Source organism: Vreelandella massiliensis, from assembly GCF_900155385.1.
GTDB lineage: Bacteria > Pseudomonadota > Gammaproteobacteria > Pseudomonadales > Halomonadaceae > Vreelandella > Vreelandella massiliensis.
In genome coordinates, this window is sequence record NZ_LT699745.1 from 1,152,168 (window position 1) to 1,176,638 (window position 24,471).

The following is a 24,471-nucleotide window of genomic DNA, read 5'->3' on the forward strand; positions in this document are numbered from 1 at the left end:
CGGGAGGCCAAAAGCCTCCCGCTTTGTTGTTTGCGTGATTGTGTTAGCTGTATGCAAGCCGCCTGTTATGGCGGCGGTAGGCGAGCGAGCCGTGAAAGTAACTCATCGAGTTCGTTCACCTCGGCGTTCCATAGTGATTGTGGCATTGGCCCGAGGGCGAGCAGAGCCGTGAGGATCGCTTCAAGCTCTTCGGCGCGGCTACGCGACTGCTGTAGGCCGTCGTTTAAGCGCTCGACCTGAATGGCTAAGCGCAGCGGTTCGTCACTGAGTTTTACGCGGCCGAGCGCGAGCAGCGAGAGGTGAACGCGCAGTCGCGCTAGCTCTTCGCCTATGGCGTCTTGCTGCGCGGTATCGAACGTGGCGGCTTTGGCGCGTTGGGCGTTGCGAGCTTCGTGGGCGGGCAAAAACGCGGCCGGTAAGGGAGTGTCGAGGATGGCTTCGGCATCGATGGCAGTGATGGTCTCAGGCGCGGCTAATGCTTGTTGATCGGCGGCCAAATGCGCATTGACCAGGGGCAGAATGTCTTGCCACTGGGCCACTTGCGCGGCGATCTCTAAGCGGTTTAAGCGTTCACGGCGAGCGCGAACAATACCACTCAAGCGCTTTAGCATGCCGTCGCTACGCCGGCCTCGGGGAAGCGGCTCAAGCGCTTCGGCTTCGCGCAGAAATGCCTCGAGTGTATCAGCATCGGCCGAGCTATTGGGCTGCCAGGCATCCATCCGCTCGATCAGTGCCTGCATGGCATCAAGCGTTTGCTGCTGATGAGCGGCGCGTTCTGATTGCTCGGCGTCACGCTGGGCAAACACCTGGTCGCAGGCGTGGCGGAAGGCTTTCCACAGCGCTTGTTCTTCCCCTTTGGGTGCGCGGCCGAGTTGGCGCCACTGCTGCTGCAGCTTTTTGGCGTGTTGGGTGCGCGCGTTGATGGGCATTTCGCTCTCTTGCGCGAGGGCGTGCGCTTGCTTGGTGAGCTCGCGCTTTTGCTCGGCGATGGCGTGAGCACGCTCATCGATCAGTGCCTGCAGGCGATGGCGTACACGGCCAAAGCGCCGGCCAATGCTCTCGGCTTGCTCGCGCGGCACCGGAGAGTGATGGCGCCATTGATGGCGCGCTTTATCGCGAATTTCACGCAGCACGTCGGGGTCGGCATCGGCGGCGGGCTGCTCCAGCAGCGCCTCTAGCTGCTCACACAGCGCCTCGCGGGCAGCGAGGTTCTCCTGGCGCTGTTGGTTTAGGCGCTCGCGCCACGGCGCTAGGCGCTCATGAATGCGGTCGGAGGCGGCGCGAAAGCGAGCGGAGAGTTCACGGCTGGCGGCGGCGTCACCTAACGACTTCCACTCTTTCACTAACTGCCGGTGTCGGCGGTCTAGCTCGGCCTCGGTGAGCTGTGACTCGTCTGCAAGCGCTTCAATGCTTGCGCAGAGTTGCTCGCGCTTGGGGCCAGCGACAAAGCCGCGCCAATCGCGTAGCTCCGCAAGCCTGGCGCCAAGATGTTTGAGCCGTGAGGTGAGCGGTTTGGTTTGTTTGCCGTTGAGCGCCTCGATTTGCGGTTTTATGCGTTGGTGAAGGCGGCTGGCGCTTTTGAAAGCGCCGCGCTCAAGTAACTGCTCAAAGCTGTCGAGTTCGCGGTTGAGCGCTTCCAGCATGGTCGAGGAGGGCGCGGCGGCGCTGTCCTCTTCTTGTTGGGCGCTGAGGCGCGCTTGCGCCTGCTGAAGGAGCGCTGGCGCCACGAGATCGTGGGGCCAATGGCAGGCGCGGACATGTTCGGCGAGGGCTGCGTCATCGGCATTTTGCAGCGCTTCCTTAATGGCCGGCTGCTCGGTGAGCCAACGCTCCCATGCCGCGCTGATTTGCTCATAGCGCTGCATGGCGAGGTGGTAGCGCTCACTGCTGGAATCGCTTGGCAGATGGGTATCTGAAAGTGCCTGCCAGCGCTGGGCCAGTAGCCGATGCTGGGCGCGCAAACTGTCGATATCCTGATGGCTTAGGTGCTCGCCATGCTGCAAGCCGTTTAAGCTCTCTTCTAACCCCTCAAGGAGGTGCTCTCGGGTGACATCGGCGGCTTCTTGATGGCGTTGACGCTGCTGGCGCGCATGCTCTTGGGCTTCATGGTCATGAAGGATTTTTCGGCACTTCAGCACGGCTTGCTGATAGCGAGCATCTTGCTCGGCGCTAGGGGGCTTTTCGAGCTGCTCCCATTCGCGTTGCAGATGACGGAAGCGGCCGGCGTAGAGCGGCTCCCAAGGCGATTTCGCATGCTGTTCGAGGGCGTGGAGCAGTGCCTCACGCCGCTCGTGCTGCGTTTTTTCCCACTCGGCATCCGCCTTTAAGCGGTTGAGACGCTCACGCGCAAGGCGTATTACCTGACGATCGCGGCGTGACTCCTTGAGCAGGCGCTTAAGGCCGGCTTCGCTCTCCACTTGCTCTGCGGCGCGGTGGCGCACCGCGACCACGGCGTTATGGCACGCTTGATGAATAAAATCGTCTTCGGCTTTCAGCCGCTCAAGCGCGCTTAGGCGTAAGTCTAGGTTGTCACCGCCAAGGGCTACCGCGTTGAACACGCGCGGATCATTGAGCTCGCTTAGCTTGGCTTGGCGCTTGGCTAAATCATGCTGGCCGGCTTGGCCACATAAGCGCTCAACGAGGGCGTTGAACCACGCCGCATTATCGCTCTGTTGAGGATAGGCATTTATTAGCCCATCGAGATCGTCTAGGGCAGTGAGCGCCGCCAAGCGAATATCCGCCTGGTCATCGTTGGCCAGTGTCTTTAGCGCTTGGTGCTGCTCGTGCTGTGCGGGGTCGAGCCGCGAAAGGGCCTGGCGACGTACCTCGGGGTCGGGATGTTGCCACCGAGGTGCGAACAGGCGTCGTAACAGTCCGTGCATGGGTCATCCTGCTGTGCGGTGCCTAGCGAAAAATATACGTAAAAAAAACGATCAGCGCCTTTTGGCGGTTGCAGTTGCTCGCGCTGTCGCTTAGCTTTGGCTGACATATCGTCGCTGATGCGTCCTTAATAGTGGTGCTTCCTTTTAAAGCAGAGGGCGTAAGCTCCACCGCCGCCGCGCATGGGAATGCGCTACTTCTATTCTACCTGATCACGACATGGAGTTTCGGCCATGAATCTAAAAGCGGATAGTGCCGACGTGGCCTTCACTTTTAAAGGCGGCATGTTGCCCATGACGGTTATGGAGCTTAATAGCGCCGATCCTGAACAGATCCGCCAGCAACTCGAGGGCAAGCTCGCGCAATCGCCCGCGTTCTTTCAGCATACACCGGTTGTCCTGAGTGTGGAAAAGCTCGATGCGCCACACTTGGCGCTAGAGCGGATTTGCGCGGTCTGCCGAGACCATAAACTGTTACCCGTGGCGGTGCGCGGCGGTGCCGATCCGGTGAAACAGTCGGCGTGGGCGCTAGGGCTTGGCTGGTTTGCGCCGGTGGAAGAGGCACGTGGGCAGCGTTTGGCCAGTATTGCCGCCGAGAACGACAGCGCGGAGGAGGAGGCGCAACAAGACGCGCCGGAGGAGAGCGCGGAATCGAACGCCACGCGGGTATACCGCGGCACGGTGCGCTCGGGTCAGCAAGTGAGTGCGGCAACGGGCGACTTGGTGGTGATCGGCGCGGTGAATGCCGGCGCTGAAGTGCTGGCGGCGGGGAGTATTCATGTTTATGGCGCCCTACGGGGCCGCGCGCTCGCCGGGATTCATGGCAATTTAGACGCCGGGATTTACTGCCGTGAGCTGCACGCCGAGCTGTTGTCGGTGGCCGGTAACTATAAGCGCTTGGAAGATATCGACGCGCGCCGGCTCGGCTCTCCCGCCGAAGTGCATTTTGCGCAGGAGCAGTTAGAGATAAAACCGCTTGCCTAGTGGTGGAGCACCATGGTGGTGGACGGGCACCATGAGCACACAATAGCCATATATAAAAAAATTAGGAAAACTTAATCTCACGCCGTTGATCCCGTAAGCTTACGTCAAAGCGAAAGCGTCAGCCATTTGCGGGATGCCACGGTACATAGCGGTGGCGTATGATACGAGCAGATTCGTGACCCATGACTTAAGCGTGCGAGATGCACGAAGGTAGAGCGTGCACAATGTCAAAAAGGAAGAAGACCTTGGCCAACATCATTGTAGTAACCTCAGGTAAGGGTGGAGTCGGCAAAACCACCAGCGCCGCTGCGATTTCTACGGGCCTAGCGCTGCGCGGTAAAAAAACCGTGGTGATCGACTTCGACGTGGGTTTGCGCAACCTGGATTTGATCATGGGGTGCGAGCGCCGCGTGGTGTACGACCTGGTCAACGTGATTCAAGGCGAAGCCGGGCTGAATCAAGCGCTGATTCGCGATAAGCGGGTCGAGAATTTATTTATTCTCCCCGCCTCGCAAACCCGAGATAAAGACGCGTTGACCCAGGAAGGGGTGGAAGACGTCCTCAATAAGCTCAAAGAAGATTTTGACTATATTCTCTGTGATTCACCGGCGGGTATTGAGCGCGGGGCGCAGTTGGCGATGTATTTTGCCGACGAAGCCATCGTGGTGACCAATCCTGAGGTGTCGTCGGTGCGTGACTCCGACCGCATTCTGGGGCTTCTGGCATCGAAAACCCTGCGCGCCGAGCGCAGCGATGCGCCGATCAAAGAGCACCTGCTGGTCACACGCTACAATCCGGAGCGTGTGACCAGCGGCGATATGCTGACCTTGGATGATATCCGCGAAATTCTGGCCATTGACCTGTTGGGCTTGATTCCGGAATCCGAAGCGGTGCTGCGCGCTTCCAACCAGGGGGTGCCGGTGACCCACGATGCGGGGAGTGACGCCGGGCAGGCTTATACCGATACGGTGTCGCGCCTGCTGGGTGAAGACGTACCGCTACGCTTTCATCAAGTCCAGAAAAAAGGCCTGCTGACGCGCATGTTTGGGGGAAGTCGTCGATGAAACTTATGGAGTTCTTGAAACGCGAGCGCAAAAAGTCGGCCTCGGTGGCGAAAGAGCGCCTGCAGATTATTGTGGCACACCAGCGTAGTCAGCGTGGGCAGCCGGATTACATGCCGATGCTGGAGCGTGAGCTGTTGGAGGTTATCCGTCGCTACGTCCACGTTGACGACGATGCGATCCAGATCTCGCTGGATAGCGAAGACAACTGCTCGGTGCTGGAGCTTAATGTCACGCTACCCAAGGCCTGATTTGCGTTAACAAACGCTCAGCACGCATAACCCATAGCGGAAGTCCCGTTAGCTAAAAACCAACGTGGAGCACGTGTTTTCATGGCGCCCCCCAACGCGGCCCCGGCCAACTTTCTCTGGCACGATTATGAAACCTTTGGCGCCGACCCGCGCCGTGATCGTCCGGCACAGTTTGCCGCTATACGCACCGATGCCGACCTCAATGAAATCGGCGAGCCGATAGAGCTCTACTGCAAGCCCGCCGATGACGATATTCCGCACCCTATGGCGTGCTTGATCACCGGTATCACGCCGCAAAAAGCCAGCCGTAATGGCTTGCCCGAAGCGGAGTTCGCCGGTGAGGTGTTGCGCCATATGAGTGAGCCCGGTACGTGCGTCGTGGGCTACAACAGCTTGCGCTTTGATGACGAAGTCTCACGCCATCTTTTTTACCGCAACCTTCTCGACCCTTACGCCCGGGAGTGGCAAAACGGCAACTCCCGCTGGGACTTAATCGACGTGGTGCGCGCGTTTTATGCCCTCCGCCCTGAGGGCATTGAGTGGCCCCTGCGCGACGATGGCGCACCGAGTTTTAAGCTTGAGGACCTCACCGCCGCCAACGGCATCGAGCACGCTGGCGCTCACGATGCCCTGGCCGACGTGCGTGCCACGATTGCGCTGGCGCGGCTTTTGCGCGAGCGCAATGCCAACTTGTTCGACTACCTGTTGGTGCTTCGCGGTAAGCGCGCCGTGGCCAAGCTGTTGGACCTGCCTCATGCCAAGCCGCTACTGCATATTTCCCGGCGCTATCCGGCAAGCCGCGGATGTAGTGCCCTGGTGATGCCGCTCGCGGAGCACCCCTCCAACCCCAATGGGGTGATTGTTTACGATTTAAGCGTCGACCCGAGCGAGTTGTTATCGCTCTCCGCGGAGCAAGTGCGCGAGCGGGTGTTTGTCAGTCAGCAGGATTTGGCCGAAGGCGAAACCCGTATTCCCCTCAAGGTGATCCATATCAACCGCTGCCCGGTGGTCTTTCCGGCGAGCGCCTTGAAAGATGTCGCCGGGCCACACCAGGGCGAATACGGTGAGATTGTGGCGCGCCTGGGGCTGGATATGCCGGCTTGCCGTACCCACTGGAAAACCCTGCGCGACAACTTCTTGGCAGTCGCCCACAAAGTGGCGGAGGTGTTTTCGCAAGGGTATGCCGAGGGCGTACAGGATCCCGATTTAATGCTCTACTCCGGCCGTTTTTTCTCCCCCGCCGATCGACAGCAGATGGAGCGCGTGCGCAGCATGAACCCGTGGGATCTGGTCGGGCAGCGCTTTGCCTTTCAAGATCCGCGTTTGGAAGAGATGCTGTTTCGCTATCGGGCGCGAAGCTACCCTGAAACCTTGGAGGGCGAAGAGCTTGCACAGTGGGAGGCGTTTCGCTGGTCACGGCTAAATGATCCGGCGCTTGCAGGGTTTACGCTAAAAGACTTTGCTCGCGAGATTGAGCGTTACAACCAGCAGCCGCTCACGGATCGCGAGCGACAAATCCTGGAAGAGCTCGTCATGCACGTCGAGGCGATCCTGCCGGCGCAAGCCTTTGACGCCGATTAGCGCACCGGGAGGGGCAAACCCCTCCAGGTGTGTTGCGTCAACACGCGGTTAACGGGCAAGCGCCTCAAGCGATTCGCGATAGGCTTTTACATCGCTTTTCTCGTCACCCGGGTTGAAGCGAATATCGAGCGCACGCTCGCTTAGGGTCTCCCATAAGGCGCGTAGCTCCTCTGCTGTCACTTCAAGGGCCAAATCGGCGCGCTTTTCACGGCGATTGAACTCAACCTCATCCAGCGCGGTGGCTTGCCAGTGGCGGTTGGCCAGCGCCTCTAGGCTGTTATCGCGCTGAGTGAAGCGCTCATGCACCGCTTGCCGGTAAGGGGCGAGCGCGGCGTTATCGAATTCGCTCAAGCGCGTTTCGGCCTCCTGTAAAAACGCGTCCATCCGTTCGGCGATGGTAGTGCTGTCAGCATCCGATGACTGCACAATCAGCGCAATCCCAGGGGCGTCAAGCAGCGGTGAGTAACCGGCATGGACGATATACCCAAGCTGCTCTTCGGTGCGCAGGCGTTGATAAAACGGGGTCTCCAGCCACTGCGCCAGTACGCTCACCGCCGCCTGCTGCGCAAGCGTGGTGTCGTCGCCTTGCAGGTAGCGCAGCACCAACGACTCATCCCGCGTGCTATTGGGGTGCAATATGGGCGGCTCAGCGCTGGCCTCAAGGGGTGTGAGCTGGGGAACATCGTCGCGCGTTAAGCGCGGGCGCAGCTGGCCGCGAATGGCTTCGGCCTGCGCTTTGGCGTCGGTTTCGCTTATGTTACCCACGGCCATGGCATCGACGTAGAGACGCTCCAGGAAGCGTTCGCGGAAGTCTTCAAGATGGTGGCGCTCTAAGCGCTCACTCGCCGCTAACAGTGCCTCGCTCGAGAACTGTGGGGTAAGAAGCGCTTCGCCTAGCGTGCGCTGCGCTTGCCGCACGAGGGATTCATCCGGCGCGTTACGCCACCCGCGCTGCAGCTGGTACTTCACCCGTTCAAATGCCCCGGGAGAGATGTGTCCATCTGCCAGCTGCGTGAGCGTGCGCTCAATCAGCGGGGCTTGGCCATCGCGCCAGCCGGAAAAGGCCAAGGTAACACCGCGCGAATGGGCATAGGATTTAAACGACTGCCCGGCCAGCCACGCGGGGTAGAGCGATTCGTTCAGGCTGTCGTTGAGCCACTGCGCCAGCAGGCGCGTTAATACCGCCTCTTCGGCAGAGTAGCTGGTGCTGGGGTGCTGCAAACTCACGCGCCACTCTACCTTGGGTGTGTTGAAGCGATCCTCCTGCATGTGCCAGGCCTGGAACGTAGGTGCTTCAACCAGGGGGCGTGGCTCCGCGTCGCTGCCTTCGATGAGGGTTAAATCTTCAGCGATGAACGGGTGGGGGTCGGGCAGCGTAAGCCCCGCCAGTGCCACGCCATCGGCGGTGGAGGTTAGCTTTTGCCACTGGGTGTTAAACCAGGGCGAGATCTGCTCGCTTTCCACCTCGGGGCCGGAGTATACGCGTAGCACCTTATCGGGTGTCAGGTTCTCGAGGTAGGTGCGGTGCATCTCGGCGTCAAAGCCATCCATGCGGTAAGGGGCATACTGCACGTCCTCGGCCGGGTAGCGCGATAGGTTCATGGCAAGCCCGGTGGCTTCTTGCTGCGGCGCGCCGTGTTGCTGAAAACGGAAGGCCTGCTCGCGTAGGTTGGCTTGCTCCTCGTAACGCCATTCTTCCAGGCCACCCGCGCGAATGTTGTCGATCTTGGCAAAAAGCGTGGCTTCGATGTCGTCAAGGCGCTTGGCACCATCCGGTGTGAGACTAACCGAGACGCTAAACAGCGCGTGCTCGCCATCGCGGCGGCCAACGCCGGCGGAGAGGCCGTCAGCGAGGCCGGCATCGCGCAGCACGGCCAGGATACTGCCCTCGCTCTCATCGCCAATTAAATGGGCGAGAAGCTGGGTCGGCTGGTGCCGGTAGTCGTCGATGGGGTCCGGGATCGGGAAGTGAAAGCGCACCTGGCGGCTATCCTTCAGCGAGTGCCGCTCCAGGTAAATCGGCAAGGTCTGTTCATCGACAAGCGGTGCGTCGATCTCAGGGGCGTCAATCCCGCGATTGGGAATGGCGGCAAAGCGCTCGGCAACCCACGCTTCTAGCGTATCCAGTGACTGCGGCGCGACGATCGCCAACGTCATGATATTGGCGTCGTAATGCTGATGATAAAAATCGATAACGCGCTCACGTAGCGAAGGTTCGCCTTCCGGGCGGTCGGCCAGGGTCTCGCGGCTGCCCACGGAGAAACTCGTCATCGGGTGCTCTTGGTTTAAGACCTGGTTAAGCACGTCGTTTTCGCGCCGGCTTTCGTCGCGGATGCGCGCCATATACTCGGAGTGGACAATATTGCGCTCACTTTCGAGCTTTTCGGCGTTAAAAAGCGGCGAGAGAAAAAAGGCGCTGAAGCGGTCAAGCGCGCCCGGTAGCGCCGACGGCGCGATATCAAAGAAGTAGTTGGTGTCTTGCGGCGCGGTAAAAGCGTTGTGCGAGCCGGCATGACGTGAGAGATAGCGCTGGTAAGCGTCCGATTCCGGGTAGGGCTCGGTGCCCAGAAACAGCATGTGTTCCAGAAAGTGCGCCAGCCCTTGGAGGTCGTCGGGGTCTTGCGCGCTGCCGACGCGTACGTTCATCGAGGCGGCGGCTTTATCGGCCTCGGGGTCGCTGACCAGCAGGGTTTGCAGCCCGTTCTCCAGGGTGAGCACGCGGTAGTTGCGCTCGTCGAAAGGGCTCACGATAGGGGTGACGGTGTCGCTGACGCCATCAGCCGTGTTAGCGCTGGCAGGGGTGGCGATAAGACTTAGCGCAAGGGCCGTGCCCACCGCAAGTGGCGAAAGTGTAAAAGGGCGATGCGTGTGCAACGCAGTAACTCGTAACATCAACGACTCCTAGGTCGAAGCCCATTGCAGCATCGGCCCGACGGGGTGCGCGCAAGCCGGTGACTGATAGGCGGGATTGTTCACATGCTTTGATACCGGAAAAGCGCCCAACAGTTCCAATGGCGCGGGAGTTAATTGCTGTTTCGCCTCGACGGTGTCGGTTGCCGGGTGTAGCCATCGATCCATGTCGCCAGGCGCAATCAAGGCGGGTAAGCGGTCGGTGAGCGGTGATAACCAGGCGTTGGCGGGGACGGTAATCAGCGCCATGGAGTCGGCGAATTGGGTAAGGGTGGTGTGATAGCGACACCAAATCCCCGCAAGCAAAAGCGGTGCGCGCTTCACGTGGGTAATCAAGTAGGGCTGTTTGCTCCGTGGATTATTTTTCCACACGTAAAAGCCGTTGACCGGGATAAGGCAGCGCCGTGCGTCAAAGGCATCGCGAAACATCGGGCGGGTCTCCAGCGTTTCGGCCCGTGCGCAGTGGGGCGCATGGTCAAGCACGGTAAGCCATGGCGGGGTTAGGCCCCAAAAGAGCGTGTTGAGGCGCCGCTCACCCTGCTCCCAGCGGATCGCCGACACCCCTTGGCGCGGCGCCAAGTTAGGTGATGTCACCAGGGGATCGACGACGCTAACGGCCCATGCGTCGGGCAAGACGTTGTCGCGAACATAAAGGCGTCCGGTCACACGAGCCTCCCAAGGGCGAAAAGCCAAAAAGCGTGGGGTGAAATCCGCATGGGACGAAAAAGCGTAGGGAATGACGCGCCATACAACATTCGTGTTGAAAGCGTATCGAAAACAGTGTTCGATCTAAGGTATCCTATCGCATTCCCTTTCCACGCAACAGTGCAGAAGGCTTTCCTCCTTTTGCGGTAAACCTGAAGAGATCGCCATGGCCCGTCCACGACAGCATGCGCCCGATGCCCTCCACGCGCAGGTAATGCACGCTTGCGACATGTGGTTGGCGGAGAAGCCCGTGCATGGTTTATCGCTACGCGCCATCGCGCGCGAGGTGGGGTGCGCGCCGAGTACGCTACTGAAACTCTACGGCAGCTTCAATAACTTGCTGCAGCATGTCAACGTCGAAACGCTGGCACGCTTGCAGCACACCATTACCTCGCTGGCGGATGACGACCCAGAGCCCTGGCTGCGCTCGCTGGCCCACGCCTACTGGCAGTTCGCCGAGCAGGCGTGCTACCGCTGGCAGTTGCTGTTTGACTATCCCCTCGCCGAGGAGGGGGAGCTCGACCAGCGCCAAAGTGATTTGATCGAAGCGCTTTTCACGCAGGTTGAAACCTGCCTAAAGCGCTACCAGCCTAAGCTTGATGAACTTGAGGCACGCCGCTTGGCGCGAACGCTATGGGGCAGTGTGCATGGGTTGGTGCAGTTGGGGCTCAATGAGCGGCTAGGCTATTGGCAGGGGCAGCAGCTTAAAGTCGATGAGCTCATCGAGCAGCTTCTGAGCACGGTGCTGGCGGGACTTCGTCACCAGGGAGTCGTTGAGTGACAAAGCCGGTTCTCCACATGCGCCGTGGGTTGCGCTGGGTGATCTTGGCGCTGATGCGGGTCTGTTACCGATTAACCGTGCGCGGCCAGCAGCATGTGCCTAAAGAGGGCGCGGCGCTGATGGTGTGCAACCACGTCAGTTTCATGGATGCGCTGGTGCTGGGTGGAGCGAGCCCGCGGCCGGTGCGCTTTGTGATGGATCGGCCCATTTTTGAGTCGCCGTGGCTGAAGTGGTGGTTTCAACTGGTGGGCGCTATCCCGATTGAGTCAGAGCGGCGCGACCCCGGTGCTTTGCGCCGTGCGCTGGAGGAGGTAAGCCAGGCGCTCAAAAACGGAGAGATCGTGATGGTCTTTCCCGAGGGGCGGTTAACTCCCGATGGCGAAACGCACACCTTTCGGCGCGGCCTGGAGACGATACTGGCCCGCGATCATGTGCCGGTGATTCCGGCGGGGCTGGCGGGGCTTTGGGGCTCGTGGACGTCTAATCATGGCGGGCCGGCATTGAAGAAGTGGCCCAGGCGCTTTCGCGCGCGGGTGAGCTTACACTTTGGCCCGCCGGTGGACCCACGCGCCACGACCCAGGACGTGGCGCTGCGTCGCTATCTTGAGGCGCGGGTGCGGGTGCTTAAAGCCGCCGCGGCTGAGGATATTCGCCCTTAACGTCGGCCGCTTCTAACCGCTTGCCAGCAGCGTGCCGAGGTGATCAGGTTGTCGCGCATCTCCAGGATTTCCATCCGCGTGGTGCCGATCTGCAGGCAGGCCGGGCCATCGGGGAAAGACTCCAAGTGCTCAAGCATCAGGCCATTCAGGGTCTTGGGCCCGTCGGTAGGTAAGTGCCACCCCAGCAGTTTGTTGATATCGCGGATATTGGCGGTCCCTTCGATAACGTGGCTGCCATCCGCCTGCGCGTGAATCTCCTCATCCTCCGAAACATCGGTGGTGAACTCGCCCACAATCTCTTCGAGAATGTCCTCAAGCGTCACTAAGCCCTCTACGTCACCATACTCGTCCACGACAATGCTGATGCGGCGCTTCTGCTTCTGGAAATTGAGCAGCTGGGTGTGTAGCGGCGTGGATTCGGGAATGAAGTAGGGTTCGCGCGCCTCCTGGACGATCGCTGCTTTAGTGACCTCGGGGCGCGAGAGAAAGCGTGCCGCGTTGCGCAGGTGCAGCATGCCGATGATGTTGTTGATGTCGCCCTTGTAAAGCGGTAGCCGGGTGTGCTGGCTGGTGCGGATTTGCTGCAGAATGTCTTCAAGCGAGTCATCAAGATCGATACCCAACACTTCGTGGCGGGGCACCATGATGTCGTTAACGGTGACGTTCTCCAGGTCCAGGATCGACAACAGCATAGCCTGGTGGCGGTAAGGGATCATGCTGCCGGCTTCGTGTACCACGGTACGAAGCTCATCGCGGGTTAGGCTATCGCCGCCGCTCTCCACGCTTTTTACCCCGGCTAGGCGCAGCAAGCCGTTGGAGATGACGTTGACCAGCACCACCAGCGGGTAGAGCAGCTTTAACAGCGGCACTAGTACGCGCGAGGCGGGGGAGGCGATACGCTCGGGGTTGATCGCCGCGTAGGTTTTGGGCGTGACTTCGGCAAAAATCAGGATCGTGATGGTCAAAAGGGCGGTGGCGACGGCGGGACCGGTCACTTCGCCAAAAAAGTGAATGGCGATAATGGTGGCGATCGACGCCGCTAGGTTATTAACGAAGTTGTTGCCAATCAGGATGACGCCAATCAGGCGATCTGGGCGCGCCAGAAGGTGCAGGACGCGTTTCGCCCGCGTGTCCCCGCTATTGGCTTGATGGCTCAAGCGATAGCGGTTGATCGACATCATGCCGGTCTCGGAACTGGAGAAAAAGGCGGACAGTAAGACGAGTAGCGCCAGCAGGCTAAAGAGTAGTCCCAGAGGGAAGTCGTCGCTCAAGTTGGGCGTCCTTTGTTGCGTATCGAGCTCGATTTTCAGAAGTTAGGGCGGCGTGTGTCAAGGCAACGATGGTCAGATGCAGACACGGTTCGGCCTAACGGTGGAGCAGTATTTCCAGCACGAACTTGCTGCCAAAATACGCCAGGATGAGAAAGCCGCAGCCCGCGAGTGTCCACTTGACCGCGCGCATGCCGCGCCAGCCGAAGCGGTAACGGCCCACCAGAAGCGTGGTGAACACCAGCCAGGCGATCATCGACAGTACGGTCTTATGCGCCAAGTGCTGGGCGAAGAGGTTATCCAAAAAGAGAAAGCCGCTGGCGATGGAGAGCGTCAGCAGTATGACGCCCGCCCACACCAGTTCAAACAGCACCCGCTCCATGGTGGTGAGCGGCGGCAGCGACTGCACAATGCCGCGAATATGGTGATGGCGCAGCGCCTGGTTCTGTAGCCCCACGAGTACGGCTTGAACCGCGGCAATGGCGAGCAGGGCAAAGGCCAAAGCCGAGCTAATGGCGTGGAGTAAAATGCCCGGTGTCAGCCCGGTTTCACTGCCTTGGTTTGGCAGCCCCGCTGCCGTGATCAGCACAATGCCCGCCAGTGGAAAGAGCACCACGCCGGCGTTAAGGACCGGTTTAAACAGGCTGGCGACAAGCACCACGTTAACGGCGACCGCCATGAAAAGCGTGGCGCTGGTGGTGAAGCCGGGCAAAAAGCCAGGGGATTGCCCCAGCAGCTTGATCACCATGGGGATATGCAGCAGTAGGCCCAGCGCCGCGATGACGCGAACCATCCCTGGCCGAGGCGGCACGCGGCGCAGCAGTGCCATGCCCTGCCAGGTTCCAGCGGCGATATAAAGAACAAAAGCCATCGTGGCGAAAGGGAGCGCCTGCATGATGCTATCCGTACGCTGTTAAGCGTGTTAATGAGAACGTGTCGTGAAAAGACGCCACTACTATAACCAATCCTTCGCGTCGCGCACAGACGCTCAGCGCCATTCGCGCTCTGTTTCGGCACGAAGAGCCGCCACCCATGGAGACTCGCCGCGCCAGGGCGTATAATCGCGTCCATTCATGTCCGCGGCGCGTGCGCCTTGTGACCACGACGGAGGCAGAGAGGCCCCATGTTTCAGAATCTAAGCGAGCGTCTTTCGCAGACGCTGAAGTCGATCAAGGGTCAGGCGCGCCTGACCGATGACAATATCAAAGACACCCTGCGCGAAGTGCGCCGCGCGCTGTTGGAAGCAGATGTCGCGCTGCCGGTGGTGAAAGACTTTATCGAGCGGGTGCGCGAGCGCGCGGTGGGGCAAGAGGTCTCGAAAAGCCTGTCGCCGGGCCAGCAGTTCGTCAAAATCGTCCAGCAAGAGCTGGAAGTCACCATGGGCGAGGCCAATGAGGCGTTGAACCTCAAAGGCTCGCCCGCCGTGGTGCTGATGGCGGGCTTGCAAGGCGCGGGTAAAACCACCTCGGTGGCGAAGCTGGCGCGCTACTTGCGCGAGCGCGAAAAGAAAAAAGTGCTGGTGGTGTCAGCCGACGTCTACCGTCCGGCGGCGATTGATCAGCTGGAGACGCTGGCGAAAGAGGTCGAGGTGGATTTCTTCCCCTCGCGCTCGGATCAAAAGCCGGTCGACATTGCCAATGCCGCGATCAAACACGCCAAGATACAGTTCCACGACGTGGTGCTGGTCGATACGGCGGGGCGCCTGGCCATTGATGAAGCGATGATGGCCGAGATCCAGGCGCTGCACCAGGCCGTGTCGCCCTCCGAGACGCTGTTCGTGGTGGACGCCATGACCGGCCAGGACGCGGTCAATACCGCCAAAGCGTTCCACGAAGCGCTGCCGCTGACCGGTGTGATTTTGACCAAGGCCGACGGCGATGCGCGCGGCGGTGCGGCGCTATCGGTGCGTCATGTCACTGGCAAACCGATCAAGTTCATGGGCGTGGGCGAGAAGGTCGATGCACTCGAGCCCTTCCACCCCGATCGCGTGGCCTCGCGCATCCTCGGTATGGGCGATATGCTCTCGCTGATCGAGGAAGCCGAGCGCACCGTCGATAAGTCCAAAGCGGAAAAGCTGGCCAAAAAGGTCAAGAAGGGCGATGGCTTCGACCTGGAAGACTTCCGCGATCAGCTTCAGCAGCTCAAGAAAATGGGCGGCATGGGCGGCCTGATGGCCAAGCTGCCGGGCATGGGGCAAATGGCTGAGATGGCGCAAGGCCCCGGCCCTGAGAAAGAGCTGGCCAAGCTTGAAGCGCTGATCAATTCGATGACGCCCAAAGAGCGCCACAAGCCGGAAATCATCAACGGCTCGCGCAAGCGCCGCATCGCCAACGGTGCTGGCTTGCAGGTGCCAGATCTTAATCGCCTGCTCAAGCAGCATAAGCAGATGCAGAAGATGATGAAGAAAGCCGGCAAAAAAGGCGGCATGCAGAAAATGATGCGCGGTATGTCCGGCATGATGGGCGGCGGAGGTCCTGGCGGGCCCGGTGGCCCCGGCGGTATGGGAGGAATGGGTGGCCCGGGTGGCTTCCCGCGTCGCTAAAAGCGCTATTCGCGCAGCCCAAGTGGATAGCGGATTTCATGCGCTCAGGCTTTCCAAAGTGGGCGCATTTGCGTAGAATGCGGCCTCTTCATGCGTAGGGGGTGCGTCAGTATGGCGCCGCCGGCTGCGTTATGAGGGCCTAAAAACACGATTTTGTATCGTCGACAGAGGCCTAAATCGCTCATGGTTTGGCTCTCTCGTAACCTCAACCGAAGGATAGTTATCGTATGGTTACCATTCGTTTGGCACGTGGTGGCGCCAAAAAGCGTCCCTTCTACCACTTGACCGTGACTGACTCGCGCAATGCTCGCGATGGTCGTTTCATCGAGCGCATTGGCTTTTTCAACCCGGTAGCCCGTGGTCAGGAAGAGCGTCTGCGCGTTGATCTCGACCGCGTTGCTCACTGGCAGAGCCACGGCGCGCAGCTCTCCGGCCGCGTTGCTGAGTTGGTCAAAGAAGCCCGCAAGCAAGCCTAAGATCGTTGTGGTCTTATGGCCTGTGCTGTCGAACCGAGGTCGTCAATGACGCGTTTTGCTAGCCATCAAACAGACGACACGCATGTGGTACTTGGCAAGTTAACCAGCCCCTATGGGGTGAAAGGTTGGCTTAAGGTGTATGCCTACACGAGTCCCATCGACAGTATTTTTGATTACCCCGAGTGGTGGGTGCGCAATGGCGAAACGCTTTCGCGCTATTCCGTGACTCAGGGGCGTCGGCAAGGCAAAGGCTTGGTGGTTCAGCTTGAAGGCGTGAATGACCGCGACGCGGCAGAAGCCCTGGCGCACGCGGATATTTTAATGCCGAAAGAGGCGCTGCCCGCGCTTTCCGACGATGAGTACTATTGGCATGAGCTTGAAGGCCTGGACGTCTTCACTCAGGCCGGCGAACGGTTAGGGCGGGTTAACTACCTGTTCGAAACCGGCGCCAACGATGTCATGGTGGTACGCGGCGATGGGGATGCGATCGACAAGCGCGAGCGCTTGCTGCCGTTTCTACCCGGCGATGTGATTATCGACGTGGATATGGACACGCAGCGCATGGTCGTGGACTGGGATCCCGCGTTTTGAGTGAATCGCCCGCCATGTGGATCGGTGTGGTATCGCTGTTTCCTGAGATGTTCGATGCGTTGACCCGTCATGGGGTTACCGGTCGAGCGGTGGAGCGGGAGCGTATCGCGCTAGAGTTCTGGAACCCACGCGACTACGCCACCGACCGTCATCGCAGCGTCGACGATCGCCCCTACGGTGGCGGCCCCGGCATGCTGATGAAAGTCGACACACTGCGCTGCGCGATCGCGGATGCGCGCAAGCGCGCCGTTGAAGCCACCGGGAAAACGCCGAAAGTGATCTATCTCTCCCCGCAAGGGCGTAAGTTGGATCAACGCGGTGTACAGGCTCTTGCCAGCGCAAGCCCGCTGGTGGTGGTGGCCGGACGCTACGAAGGCATCGACGAGCGTGTGGTCGAACATGACATTGATGAAGAGTGGTCAATTGGCGACTATGTGCTAAGCGGCGGCGAGCTGCCGGCAATGGTGCTGATTGACGCGGCGGCAAGGCTGGTACCCGGCGTGTTAGGGCATCAGGACTCCGCCATCGAGGACTCGTTTAACGACGGCTTGTTGGACTGTCCGCACTATACCCGCCCGGAAGTGATCGACGGGCGACACGTGCCGGACGTTCTCCTAAGCGGCAACCATGCGGCAATCCGGCGCTGGCGATTGAAGCAATCGCTGGGGCGCACATGGCAGCGGCGTCCGGATCTGCTTGAAGGGCGTACGTTGAGCCCCGAGCAGCGCACGCTGTTGGATGAGTTCATCGAGGAGGACGCTCGGTCTACTGACTCAGACTGCTAAGTAGTGAGTGCCCAGGATTCACGGGGCTAGGTAGGCTAGGGCGGCGGTGCAGGGCGAAGGCAAGTACGCGTGTAAAAGCCGCGCACCTGTGTCACCCATAACGACTCCCGCGTGGCTCGTTTCGAGCGCCGGGATCACGGCTTCCGCCTTCCAAAGCTGAGCGGTTAAGCCACAAGTTATTTTAGGAGTGAGATGATGAGTAGTAAAAACAAGGTGATCCAGGCGCTTGAAGCCGAGCAAATGAGCAAGGAAATTCCGGCTTTTGCCCCGGGCGACACCATTGTCGTTCAGGTGAAAGTGAAGGAAGGTAACCGCGAGCGTCTGCAGGCGTTTGAAGGCGTGGTTATCGGTAAGCGTAACCGTGGCCTGAACTCCGCGTTCACCGTGCGTAAAATTTCCCACGGTGTGGGCGTTGAGCGTACCTTCCAGACGTACAGCCCGCTGGTTGACTCTATCGAGGTCAAGCGTCGCGGTGACGTGCGTCAAGCCAAGCTCTACTATCTGCGTGAGCGCAGCGGTAAGTCGGCGCGTATCAAGGAAAAGCTGGCGTAAGTCAGGCTTTACCCCAGGCGTTGCCGCTAAGCGGCGCGCCTGGTTGCAAAACCCCGTCACCGCTTTGCGGGGCGGGGTTTTGTTTGTCGCTATTAACTATTTTTAACTACTGTCTTTAACCACTGTCTTTACCCCAGTTGCCGTTTACTGCGAGACCGCTTGCCTATGGACCTCATTGACGCCTTTCTGGATAGCCTCTGGCTTGAGCGCGGCGCCAGTGAGCATACGCTAGCGGCCTATCGGCGTGATTTAAACGCGTGGTGCGCGTATTTGGCACAGCAGGACGCTGAGTTAACCGCGCCGCCGGATGGCATGTTAAGCACCTGGTTCGACGCGCGGCGCGGGCAGGGGTATCAACTACGTAGCAATGCGCGGCTTCTTTCGAGTTTGCGCAGCTTCTATCGCTGGGGGCGCTTGAATGGCCACGTCGAGCGTGACCCGCTCGCGACCATCCGGCTTCCCCGTGTGCAGCCGGGGCTGCCGCATACCCTTGATGAGGACGAGGTGGAGCGCTTGCTGAGTGCGCCGGACACTACCACGGCCATGGGCGTGCGCGACCGGGCCATGCTCGAGCTTCTATACGCCTGTGGCCTGCGTGTCTCTGAGCTTGTAAGCTTGACCCTTGATGCGCTCAACCTGCGCCAAGGGGTCGTACGGGTGCGCGGCAAGGGCGATAAAGACCGGCTGGTGCCGCTTGGCGACGAAGCGGCGGATTGGCTTGAGCGCTACTTACGCACCGCGCGCAATGAGATGATGAAAGACCCGATGCGCCCGGCGCTCTTCCCCGGGCGTGGTGACAAGCCCATGACCCGGCAGACATTTTGGCACCGGATCAAGGCGCACGCGGTGACGGCGGGTATCACCAAGCCGCTCTCGCCGCACACGCTGCGCCACGCCTTCGCTACCCATTTATTGAATCACGGGGCCAATTTGCGGGTCGTACAGCTGCTGTTAGGTCATAGCGACCTTTCCACGACACAAATTTATACCCATGTGGCGCAGGCCCGGCTAGAGAGCCTGCACGCCCATCACCACCCACGAGGTTAGACCATGCGCCGTACCCCCTTTCTGCCGCTGGCGCTCGCCGCCGCTCTTTCCATGACGTTTGCCGCGACAGCGTTAGCCCAGGAGGTGCCCAAGACATTGGCGCAGTCGCTAAGCGTCAACGGCCAAGCCATGCCGGTGGAGGAGGTGACCGCCACACCGCTCGACGGCATTTATCAGGTGCGCCTGACCAGCGGCGAATCGTTTTACTCCAATGCCGACGGCAGCCACTTTGTGGTGGGCGATCTGTATGCAAACAGCGAGCAGGGGCTTATCAATCTCACCGAGCAGGCGCGTAACCAAGAGCGTGTCGCGGCGCTGGAGAGCGTGCCGGAAAGCGAGCGGGTGATTTTTCGCGGGATGCAGGCGCCCAAAGCGACGGTAACGGTCTTTACCGACACTAGCTGCCCTTACTGCTCGCGACTGCACGAAACCGTGCCGGAACTCAATGAACGTGGGATCGCCGTCCACTATTTGGCCTTCCCCCGCGCCGGGATGCAGAGCGAAGCGGCGAGGGTGATGCAGCAGGTTTGGTGCGCCGATAATCCTAGCGAGGCGATGACCGCGGCTAAAGAGGGTGAGTCGCTTTCAGGCAGCGCCAGCTGCGATAATCCGGTAGCATCGCAGTACGATTTAGGTTTGCAAGTCGGCGTGGAGGGCACGCCAGCGATTATTCTGCCCGATGGGCAAATGGTGCCCGGCTTTGTACCGCCAGAGCGCCTGGCCGCCATGCTGGGGCTGGATGAACAGTAAGCCGGCGAGACGCCAGGCCAGATAACGTTTTTTTAACCATTGTTAACGCTGAGACAGGCACGTTTGCGTGCACACATTCAAGTGCGATATTGAGAGGGGATCTATTTTGAAACCGGTGAGAGTAGGCATCTGTGGGCTGGGTACGGTCGGTGGCGGTACCTTCAACGTGTTGACGCGTAACGCGGACGATATCGCCCGCCGTGCGGGGCGCCCCATTGTCATTGAGCAGGTAGCGCACCGCAGCATCCACCCTGATTGCGACATCACCGGTATTAAAGCCACTACTGATGTATTTGAAGTGGCGCGCAACCCCGATATCGACGTTATCGTCGAACTGATTGGCGGCTACGACGTCGCTCGCGAGCTGGTGCTGACCGCGATCGAAAACGGCAAGCACGTGGTCACCGCCAACAAGGCGCTGATCGCGGTTCACGGTAACGAAATCTTCCAGGCCGCCCATGAGAAAGGCGTGATCGTGGCGTTTGAAGCGGCGGTGGCCGGCGGTATTCCGGTGATCAAGTCGCTGCGTGAAGGCCTCGGGGCCAACCGCATTGAGTGGGTCGCGGGTATCATTAACGGTACCGGCAACTACATTCTTACCCACATGCGCGACGAAGGCCGCGCTTTCGAGGACGTGCTCGCCGAAGCACAGGCACTCGGCTACGCCGAATCCGATCCGACCTTTGATGTCGAAGGGATCGACGCCGCGCACAAGCTGACGATTCTCGCCTCCATCGCTTACGGCGTACCACTGCAGTTTGATAAAGCCTTTACCGAAGGCATTGCGCGCATTACCGCCGAGGACGTTGAACAGGCGGATAACCTCGGTTACATCATCAAACACCTAGGCATCTCCAAGCGCACCGAAGCCGGGCTTGAGCTACGCGTCCACCCGACGCTGATCCCCAAAGAGCGCCTTCTCGCTAACGTACACGGGGTCAAAAACGCCATTGAAGTGATGGGCGATGCCGTGGGGCCAACGCTTTACTACGGTGCCGGCGCCGGTGCTGAGCCCACCGCTTCAGCGGTGGTGGCCGATCTGCTCGACGTGGCCCGTGATATCGCCACCGACCACCACTATCGCGTGCCGTATCTGGCCTTTAGCGGCGTGGGCCAAAGCGCCAACGCCCTGCCGATCATGCCCATGGAGGAGATCACCACCGCCTACTACCTGCGCCTGCTGGCGGTCGACCGCCCGGGTGTTTTGGCACGGGTGGCGACGATTCTCTCCGAGCAGGGCATCTCGATTGAAGCGCTGATCCAAAAAGAGGCCACGGAAGGCGAGTTGGTGCCGATCATTCTGATGACCCACCGCACCAAAGAGAAGCAGATGAACGACGCGATTCGTGAAATCGAGTCCATGGCCGATATTGCCGGCCCCGTCACCCGCATCCGCGTCGAAAGCCTGGACGAAGGCGAATAAAAGGAGCATACGCCATGCGTTATATCAGTACACGCGGACAGGCGCCCGCGCTGTCGTTTGAAGAGGTGGTGCTCACGGGGATGGCAAGCGACGGCGGCCTCTATGTGCCCGAAACGCTGCCTGCGTTCTCCCACGCCGAGCTTGCCGACATGGCGGGGCTGTCCTACGCCGAGATCGCCTTTCGCGTGATGAAGCCCTTTGTGAACGGCGAAATCGACGACGCCACGTTCCGCGAGCTGGTGCGCGACGCTTACGCCACCTTCAACCACGATGCCGTGGTGCCGCTGAAGCAGCTCGACGCCAACCACTTTTTGCTTGAGCAGTTCCACGGCCCGACGCTGGCGTTCAAGGACGTCGCGCTGCAGCTTTTGGGGCGCATCCTCGATCACTTTTTGCAAAAGCGCGGCGAGCGCGCGGTGATCATGGGGGCCACCTCAGGGGATACCGGGTCGGCGGCAATCGAAGGGTGTCGCCACTGCGACAACTTGGATATTTTTATCCTGCATCCGCACAACCGCGTCTCTGAAGTGCAGCGTCGCCAGATGACCACCGTGCTCGCCAATAACGTCTTCAATATCGCCATCGAGGGCAATTTTGACGACGCCCAGGCGATGGTCAAGGCGAGCTTCGCCGATCAGACATTCTTGAACGGCACGCGCCTGGTGGCGGTGAACTCGATCAACTGGGCGCGCATCATGGCTCAGATCGTTTACTACGTGGCCGCGGGTGTGGCACTTGGCGCGCCCAAGCGCGAAGTGAGCTTCTGCGTGCCCTCGGCGAACTTTGGCAACGTCTTTGCCGGCTACATGGCTTATAAAATGGGCTTGCCGGTGAAGCAGTTCATTATCGCCACCAACGCCAACGACATTCTCCACCGCACGTTGGCGGCGAACGACTTCTCCAAGCAGGAGCTGGCCGCGACCCTGGCACCGTCGATGGATATCGTGGTCTCCTCCAACTTCGAGCGCTTGCTGTTTGATGCCTATGAGCGCGACGGCGCGGCGGTGGCGGCGCTTTTGGAGCGCTTTCAGCAGGCGCCCACGGCGCTGGCCGAGGCGCCGCTTGCCAAGCTGCGCGAGAAGTTCGCTAGCCACAGCGTGGATGACGCGACGATTCTGGAAGTGATCCGCGAGGCGCACCACCGCACCGGTGAACTCCTCGACCCGCATACCGCCACCGGTTACCGCGCCGCCGAGCGAGCTCGCGCTGATCAGTCCACGCCGGTTATCACGCTTGCGACCGCGCACCCGGCGAAATTCGCCGAAGCCGTGGTCAAGGCAGGCTTTCCCGGTGTGCCGCTGCCCACGCACATGGATGACCTACTCGAGCGCGAAGAGCGCTACAGCGTGCTGCCGGCAAAGCTTTCCGCGGTGCAGCAGTTCGTCGCCGAAAACCGGCGCTAACCGGGGCGCTATGAGTGCGTTGATCGACCTACCCCTTAGCGTGACCCAGCCGCGCCTAGAGCCTCGTCCCCGCGACGAGGCCCTCTATGCCCGTGCTCAGGCTGAAGGGCTCAGCGAGCTTCAGGCGCGACTGCTCGCCTCAAGGCTACCCGGCTATCAAGGCGCGCTTGCGCCGCTGGTATCACCCAGCTTGCGCTACCTTGCCCACCCCGAGAAGCTCAAAGATGGCCGCGCCGCCGCCGAGCGCATTGCTCAGGCGGTAGCCGAGGGCGAGCCGATCGGTATTCTCACCGACTACGACGTGGACGGTATCACCTCCCACGTGGTGATCCGGCGCACGCTGGTCGAGCTTTTCGGCGTGCCCGAGAGTCAGCTCCATAGCCTGATTGGTCACCGCATTTTTGATGGCTATGGCATCAGTTTGCCGCTGGTGGAGCGCACCCTGGCGCTTGCGCCCAAACCAAGCCTTGTGATCACCGCCGACTGCGGAAGCTCCGATGAGCCGCGTATTGCGCGGATGAAAGCGGCAGGTATCGATGTGGTAGTGAGCGATCACCACGCCTTGCCGTTGGAAGGCCCGCCGCCTTCAGCGTTTGCCTGCGTCAACCCTACGCGCAGTGACTGCGCCTACCCGGATAAAACCATCGCCGGCTGCATGGTGGCATGGCTTTTAATGTCGCTGGCGCGCAGCGTGCTGATCGAGTGGGGTATACTGCCCGAGGCCACGCCGAAGCTTTCGCCGTGGCTCTCTTACGTGGCGCTGGGCACCGTGGCGGACTGTGTCTCGCTCGGGGGGAGCCCCGCGAATCGCGCGGTGGTGAGTCACGGCCTTACCCTGATCAACCGCATGGACGCCGCCTGCTGGCGCGCGATGGCCACCCGCCTTGGCACCGATAGCGTGCCCTTCAACGCTGAAACCCTAGCGTTTCAGATGGGGCCGCGCATCAACGCGCGTTCGCGGCTCGATGACCCCTACGCCGCGCTGCACTATATGCTCGCCGAAAGCGATGGCGTGGCGACGCGCCAGCTCAACGTGCTGGACGAGGACAACCAGTCGCGCAAGGCGATCGAGGCCGATATGGCCGAAGAAGCCCGGGCACTCGCCGCCGGTGACCTGACCGAGAACTCGCCCGCTATCGTGGTGCTGCTTGAAGAGGGCCATCCGGGCGTGCAAGGCATCGTGGCCTCGCGCCTGGTGCAGGCTTATGGTCGCCCGGCGCTGGTGCTGACGCCCGCGCAGCAGCCAGGGATGTTGACCGGCTCCGGCCGCTCGATTGAGGGCCTGCACCTGCGCGATGCGTTGCAGCGGGCGCATGAGCTAGCACCCGAAGCGCTGCCGCGCTTTGGCGGCCACAGCGGCGCGGCGGGCGTGGGCGTGCCCCGCGAGCAGCTGGATGCGTTCAAGGCGGCGTTTTTACAAGCCGTCGGCGAGCAGCTCGGCGATACGCCGCTCTACCCAAGGCTCTGGACCGACGGCGAGCTTTCCAGTGCGCAGCTGACGCTTGCCACCCTTAGCGAGGTCGAAACGCTCGGTCCTTACGGTCGCGAGTTTGACCCACCGCTTTTCGAGGGGCGTTTTATCGTCGAGGCGCTGCGCCCGGTGGGAGCAGATGGCACGCACTTGATGCTGGAACTTTCCATGGGGCCGGTCACCTGCAAGGCGATCTGGTTTCGTGCGCTAACCCCCGGCGAGCTGCCGGCATTTCAGGTCGGCGATACGCTGCACTGTGCGTATAAGCTCAATCGCAACCGCTGGCGAGGGCGTGAGTCGCTGCAGTTGATGGTCGAGCACGCCCGTCCTTTAACGTAAAAAGCGTTAACGT

The 24,471-nt window shown here is 60.6% G+C and carries 21 protein-coding genes; 16 read left to right on the forward strand and 5 right to left on the reverse strand.

Annotated elements, in window-relative coordinates; translation table 11 throughout:
• Positions 1 to 65 precede the first annotated feature (65 nt).
• Positions 66 to 2,882 carry a DUF349 domain-containing protein gene (locus BQ9846_RS10050; RefSeq protein ID WP_075880830.1) on the reverse strand — a complete coding sequence of 939 codons (2,817 nt, stop codon included), beginning with the start codon at positions 2,880 to 2,882 and terminating at the stop codon, positions 66 to 68.
• A gap of 231 nt (positions 2,883 to 3,113) precedes the next feature.
• On the opposite strand from BQ9846_RS10050, the gene minC reads away from it, so the two are divergent.
• The 4 genes from minC (at position 3,114) to sbcB (ending at position 6,756) form a co-directional block, all read left to right on the forward strand.
• A complete protein-coding gene (gene minC / locus BQ9846_RS10055; protein WP_075880831.1) occupies positions 3,114 to 3,863 on the forward strand; it encodes a septum site-determining protein MinC in 750 nt (249 codons plus the stop codon).
• Positions 3,864 to 4,108: 245 nt separating this feature from the next.
• Positions 4,109 to 4,927, forward strand: a complete 819-nt coding sequence (minD, locus tag BQ9846_RS10060) for a septum site-determining protein MinD (RefSeq protein ID WP_075880832.1) — start codon at positions 4,109 to 4,111, stop codon at positions 4,925 to 4,927.
• Entirely contained in the window at positions 4,924 to 5,175 is a 252-nt protein-coding gene (gene minE, locus BQ9846_RS10065; RefSeq protein ID WP_075880833.1) for a cell division topological specificity factor MinE, read from the forward strand. Before minD ends, minE begins: the two co-directional genes overlap by 4 nt.
• Positions 5,176 to 5,256: 81 nt before the next feature.
• Positions 5,257 to 6,756: an exodeoxyribonuclease I gene (sbcB, locus tag BQ9846_RS10070; protein ID WP_075880834.1), complete on the forward strand. Its 1,500-nt coding sequence runs from the start codon at positions 5,257 to 5,259 to the stop codon at positions 6,754 to 6,756.
• A gap of 48 nt (positions 6,757 to 6,804) precedes the next feature.
• On the opposite strand, the gene BQ9846_RS10075 is transcribed toward sbcB, so the two are convergent.
• Both BQ9846_RS10075 and BQ9846_RS10080 read right to left on the reverse strand, forming a co-directional pair.
• The gene (locus tag BQ9846_RS10075) at positions 6,805 to 9,648 is read right to left on the reverse strand and encodes an insulinase family protein (RefSeq protein ID WP_075880835.1); all 2,844 of its coding nucleotides are present in this window, start codon (positions 9,646 to 9,648) and stop codon (positions 6,805 to 6,807) included.
• 9 nt (positions 9,649 to 9,657) lie between these two features.
• Complete coding sequence (locus BQ9846_RS10080; RefSeq protein WP_075880836.1) at positions 9,658 to 10,332, reverse strand: SOS response-associated peptidase; 675 nt, start codon at positions 10,330 to 10,332, stop codon at positions 9,658 to 9,660.
• A 205-nt stretch (positions 10,333 to 10,537) separates the two neighbouring features.
• Between BQ9846_RS10080 and BQ9846_RS10085 the strand changes: the two genes are divergently transcribed.
• Both BQ9846_RS10085 and BQ9846_RS10090 read left to right on the forward strand, forming a co-directional pair.
• Positions 10,538 to 11,152, forward strand: coding sequence for a TetR/AcrR family transcriptional regulator (locus tag BQ9846_RS10085; RefSeq protein ID WP_075880837.1), 615 nt, complete (start codon positions 10,538 to 10,540; stop codon positions 11,150 to 11,152).
• A gap of 17 nt (positions 11,153 to 11,169) precedes the next feature.
• Positions 11,170 to 11,811 (forward strand): 1-acyl-sn-glycerol-3-phosphate acyltransferase, encoded by a 642-nt coding sequence (locus BQ9846_RS10090; RefSeq protein ID WP_075880838.1) that lies wholly within the window; start codon positions 11,170 to 11,172, stop codon positions 11,809 to 11,811.
• On the opposite strand, the gene BQ9846_RS10095 is transcribed toward BQ9846_RS10090, so the two are convergent.
• Positions 11,808 to 13,082 (reverse strand): HlyC/CorC family transporter, encoded by a 1,275-nt coding sequence (locus tag BQ9846_RS10095; protein WP_075880839.1) that lies wholly within the window; start codon positions 13,080 to 13,082, stop codon positions 11,808 to 11,810. The genes BQ9846_RS10090 and BQ9846_RS10095 overlap by 4 nt on opposite strands.
• Positions 13,083 to 13,176: 94 nt before the next feature.
• Positions 13,177 to 13,974, reverse strand: coding sequence for a cytochrome C assembly family protein (locus BQ9846_RS10100; RefSeq protein WP_075880840.1), 798 nt, complete (start codon positions 13,972 to 13,974; stop codon positions 13,177 to 13,179).
• A gap of 228 nt (positions 13,975 to 14,202) precedes the next feature.
• Here BQ9846_RS10100 and ffh point away from each other — a divergent pair, with 228 nt between their 5' ends.
• From ffh to BQ9846_RS10150, 10 genes are all read left to right on the forward strand, one after another.
• On the forward strand, positions 14,203 to 15,621 hold the full coding sequence (gene ffh / locus BQ9846_RS10105) for a signal recognition particle protein (protein WP_075880841.1): 1,419 nt from the start codon (positions 14,203 to 14,205) through the stop codon (positions 15,619 to 15,621).
• 227 nt (positions 15,622 to 15,848) lie between these two features.
• Entirely contained in the window at positions 15,849 to 16,097 is a 249-nt protein-coding gene (rpsP, locus tag BQ9846_RS10110) for a 30S ribosomal protein S16 (RefSeq protein ID WP_075880842.1), read from the forward strand.
• Between the two features lie 45 nt (positions 16,098 to 16,142).
• Positions 16,143 to 16,688: a ribosome maturation factor RimM gene (rimM, locus tag BQ9846_RS10115; RefSeq protein WP_075880843.1), complete on the forward strand. Its 546-nt coding sequence runs from the start codon at positions 16,143 to 16,145 to the stop codon at positions 16,686 to 16,688.
• 14 nt (positions 16,689 to 16,702) lie between these two features.
• Positions 16,703 to 17,473, forward strand: a complete 771-nt coding sequence (trmD, locus tag BQ9846_RS10120) for a tRNA (guanosine(37)-N1)-methyltransferase TrmD (RefSeq protein WP_075880844.1) — start codon at positions 16,703 to 16,705, stop codon at positions 17,471 to 17,473.
• Positions 17,474 to 17,668: 195 nt separating this feature from the next.
• The gene (gene rplS, locus BQ9846_RS10125; protein ID WP_075880845.1) at positions 17,669 to 18,025 is read left to right on the forward strand and encodes a 50S ribosomal protein L19; all 357 of its coding nucleotides are present in this window, start codon (positions 17,669 to 17,671) and stop codon (positions 18,023 to 18,025) included.
• A 165-nt stretch (positions 18,026 to 18,190) separates the two neighbouring features.
• The gene (gene xerD, locus BQ9846_RS10130; protein WP_075880846.1) at positions 18,191 to 19,072 is read left to right on the forward strand and encodes a site-specific tyrosine recombinase XerD; all 882 of its coding nucleotides are present in this window, start codon (positions 18,191 to 18,193) and stop codon (positions 19,070 to 19,072) included.
• A gap of 3 nt (positions 19,073 to 19,075) precedes the next feature.
• Complete coding sequence (locus BQ9846_RS10135; protein WP_075880847.1) at positions 19,076 to 19,822, forward strand: DsbC family protein; 747 nt, start codon at positions 19,076 to 19,078, stop codon at positions 19,820 to 19,822.
• Between the two features lie 106 nt (positions 19,823 to 19,928).
• A complete protein-coding gene (locus BQ9846_RS10140) occupies positions 19,929 to 21,245 on the forward strand; it encodes a homoserine dehydrogenase (protein ID WP_075880848.1) in 1,317 nt (438 codons plus the stop codon).
• A 14-nt stretch (positions 21,246 to 21,259) separates the two neighbouring features.
• Entirely contained in the window at positions 21,260 to 22,648 is a 1,389-nt protein-coding gene (gene thrC / locus BQ9846_RS10145; RefSeq protein WP_075880849.1) for a threonine synthase, read from the forward strand.
• A 10-nt stretch (positions 22,649 to 22,658) separates the two neighbouring features.
• Positions 22,659 to 24,458 (forward strand): single-stranded-DNA-specific exonuclease RecJ, encoded by a 1,800-nt coding sequence (locus BQ9846_RS10150; protein ID WP_075880850.1) that lies wholly within the window; start codon positions 22,659 to 22,661, stop codon positions 24,456 to 24,458.
• Positions 24,459 to 24,471: the final 13 nt, after the last annotated feature.

Bases quoted from the DNA above. Each gene is read 5' to 3' on its own strand.
- BQ9846_RS10050 (WP_075880830.1), bottom strand. From the start codon at position 2,882: ATGCACGGACTGTTACGACGCCTGTTCGCACCTCGGTGGCAACATCCC.
- minC (WP_075880831.1), top strand. From the start codon at position 3,114: ATGAATCTAAAAGCGGATAGTGCCGACGTGGCCTTCACTTTTAAAGGC.
- minE (WP_075880833.1), top strand. From the start codon at position 4,924: ATGAAACTTATGGAGTTCTTGAAACGCGAGCGCAAAAAGTCGGCCTCG.
- sbcB (WP_075880834.1), top strand. From the start codon at position 5,257: ATGGCGCCCCCCAACGCGGCCCCGGCCAACTTTCTCTGGCACGATTAT.
- BQ9846_RS10075 (WP_075880835.1), bottom strand. From the start codon at position 9,648: ATGTTACGAGTTACTGCGTTGCACACGCATCGCCCTTTTACACTTTCG.
- BQ9846_RS10085 (WP_075880837.1), top strand. From the start codon at position 10,538: ATGGCCCGTCCACGACAGCATGCGCCCGATGCCCTCCACGCGCAGGTA.
- BQ9846_RS10090 (WP_075880838.1), top strand. From the start codon at position 11,170: ATGCGCCGTGGGTTGCGCTGGGTGATCTTGGCGCTGATGCGGGTCTGT.
- BQ9846_RS10100 (WP_075880840.1), bottom strand. From the start codon at position 13,974: ATGCAGGCGCTCCCTTTCGCCACGATGGCTTTTGTTCTTTATATCGCC.
- ffh (WP_075880841.1), top strand. From the start codon at position 14,203: ATGTTTCAGAATCTAAGCGAGCGTCTTTCGCAGACGCTGAAGTCGATC.
- rpsP (WP_075880842.1), top strand. From the start codon at position 15,849: ATGGTTACCATTCGTTTGGCACGTGGTGGCGCCAAAAAGCGTCCCTTC.
- rimM (WP_075880843.1), top strand. From the start codon at position 16,143: ATGACGCGTTTTGCTAGCCATCAAACAGACGACACGCATGTGGTACTT.
- trmD (WP_075880844.1), top strand. From the start codon at position 16,703: ATGTGGATCGGTGTGGTATCGCTGTTTCCTGAGATGTTCGATGCGTTG.
- rplS (WP_075880845.1), top strand. From the start codon at position 17,669: ATGAGTAGTAAAAACAAGGTGATCCAGGCGCTTGAAGCCGAGCAAATG.
- xerD (WP_075880846.1), top strand. From the start codon at position 18,191: ATGGACCTCATTGACGCCTTTCTGGATAGCCTCTGGCTTGAGCGCGGC.
- BQ9846_RS10135 (WP_075880847.1), top strand. From the start codon at position 19,076: ATGCGCCGTACCCCCTTTCTGCCGCTGGCGCTCGCCGCCGCTCTTTCC.
- thrC (WP_075880849.1), top strand. From the start codon at position 21,260: ATGCGTTATATCAGTACACGCGGACAGGCGCCCGCGCTGTCGTTTGAA.
- BQ9846_RS10150 (WP_075880850.1), top strand. From the start codon at position 22,659: ATGAGTGCGTTGATCGACCTACCCCTTAGCGTGACCCAGCCGCGCCTA.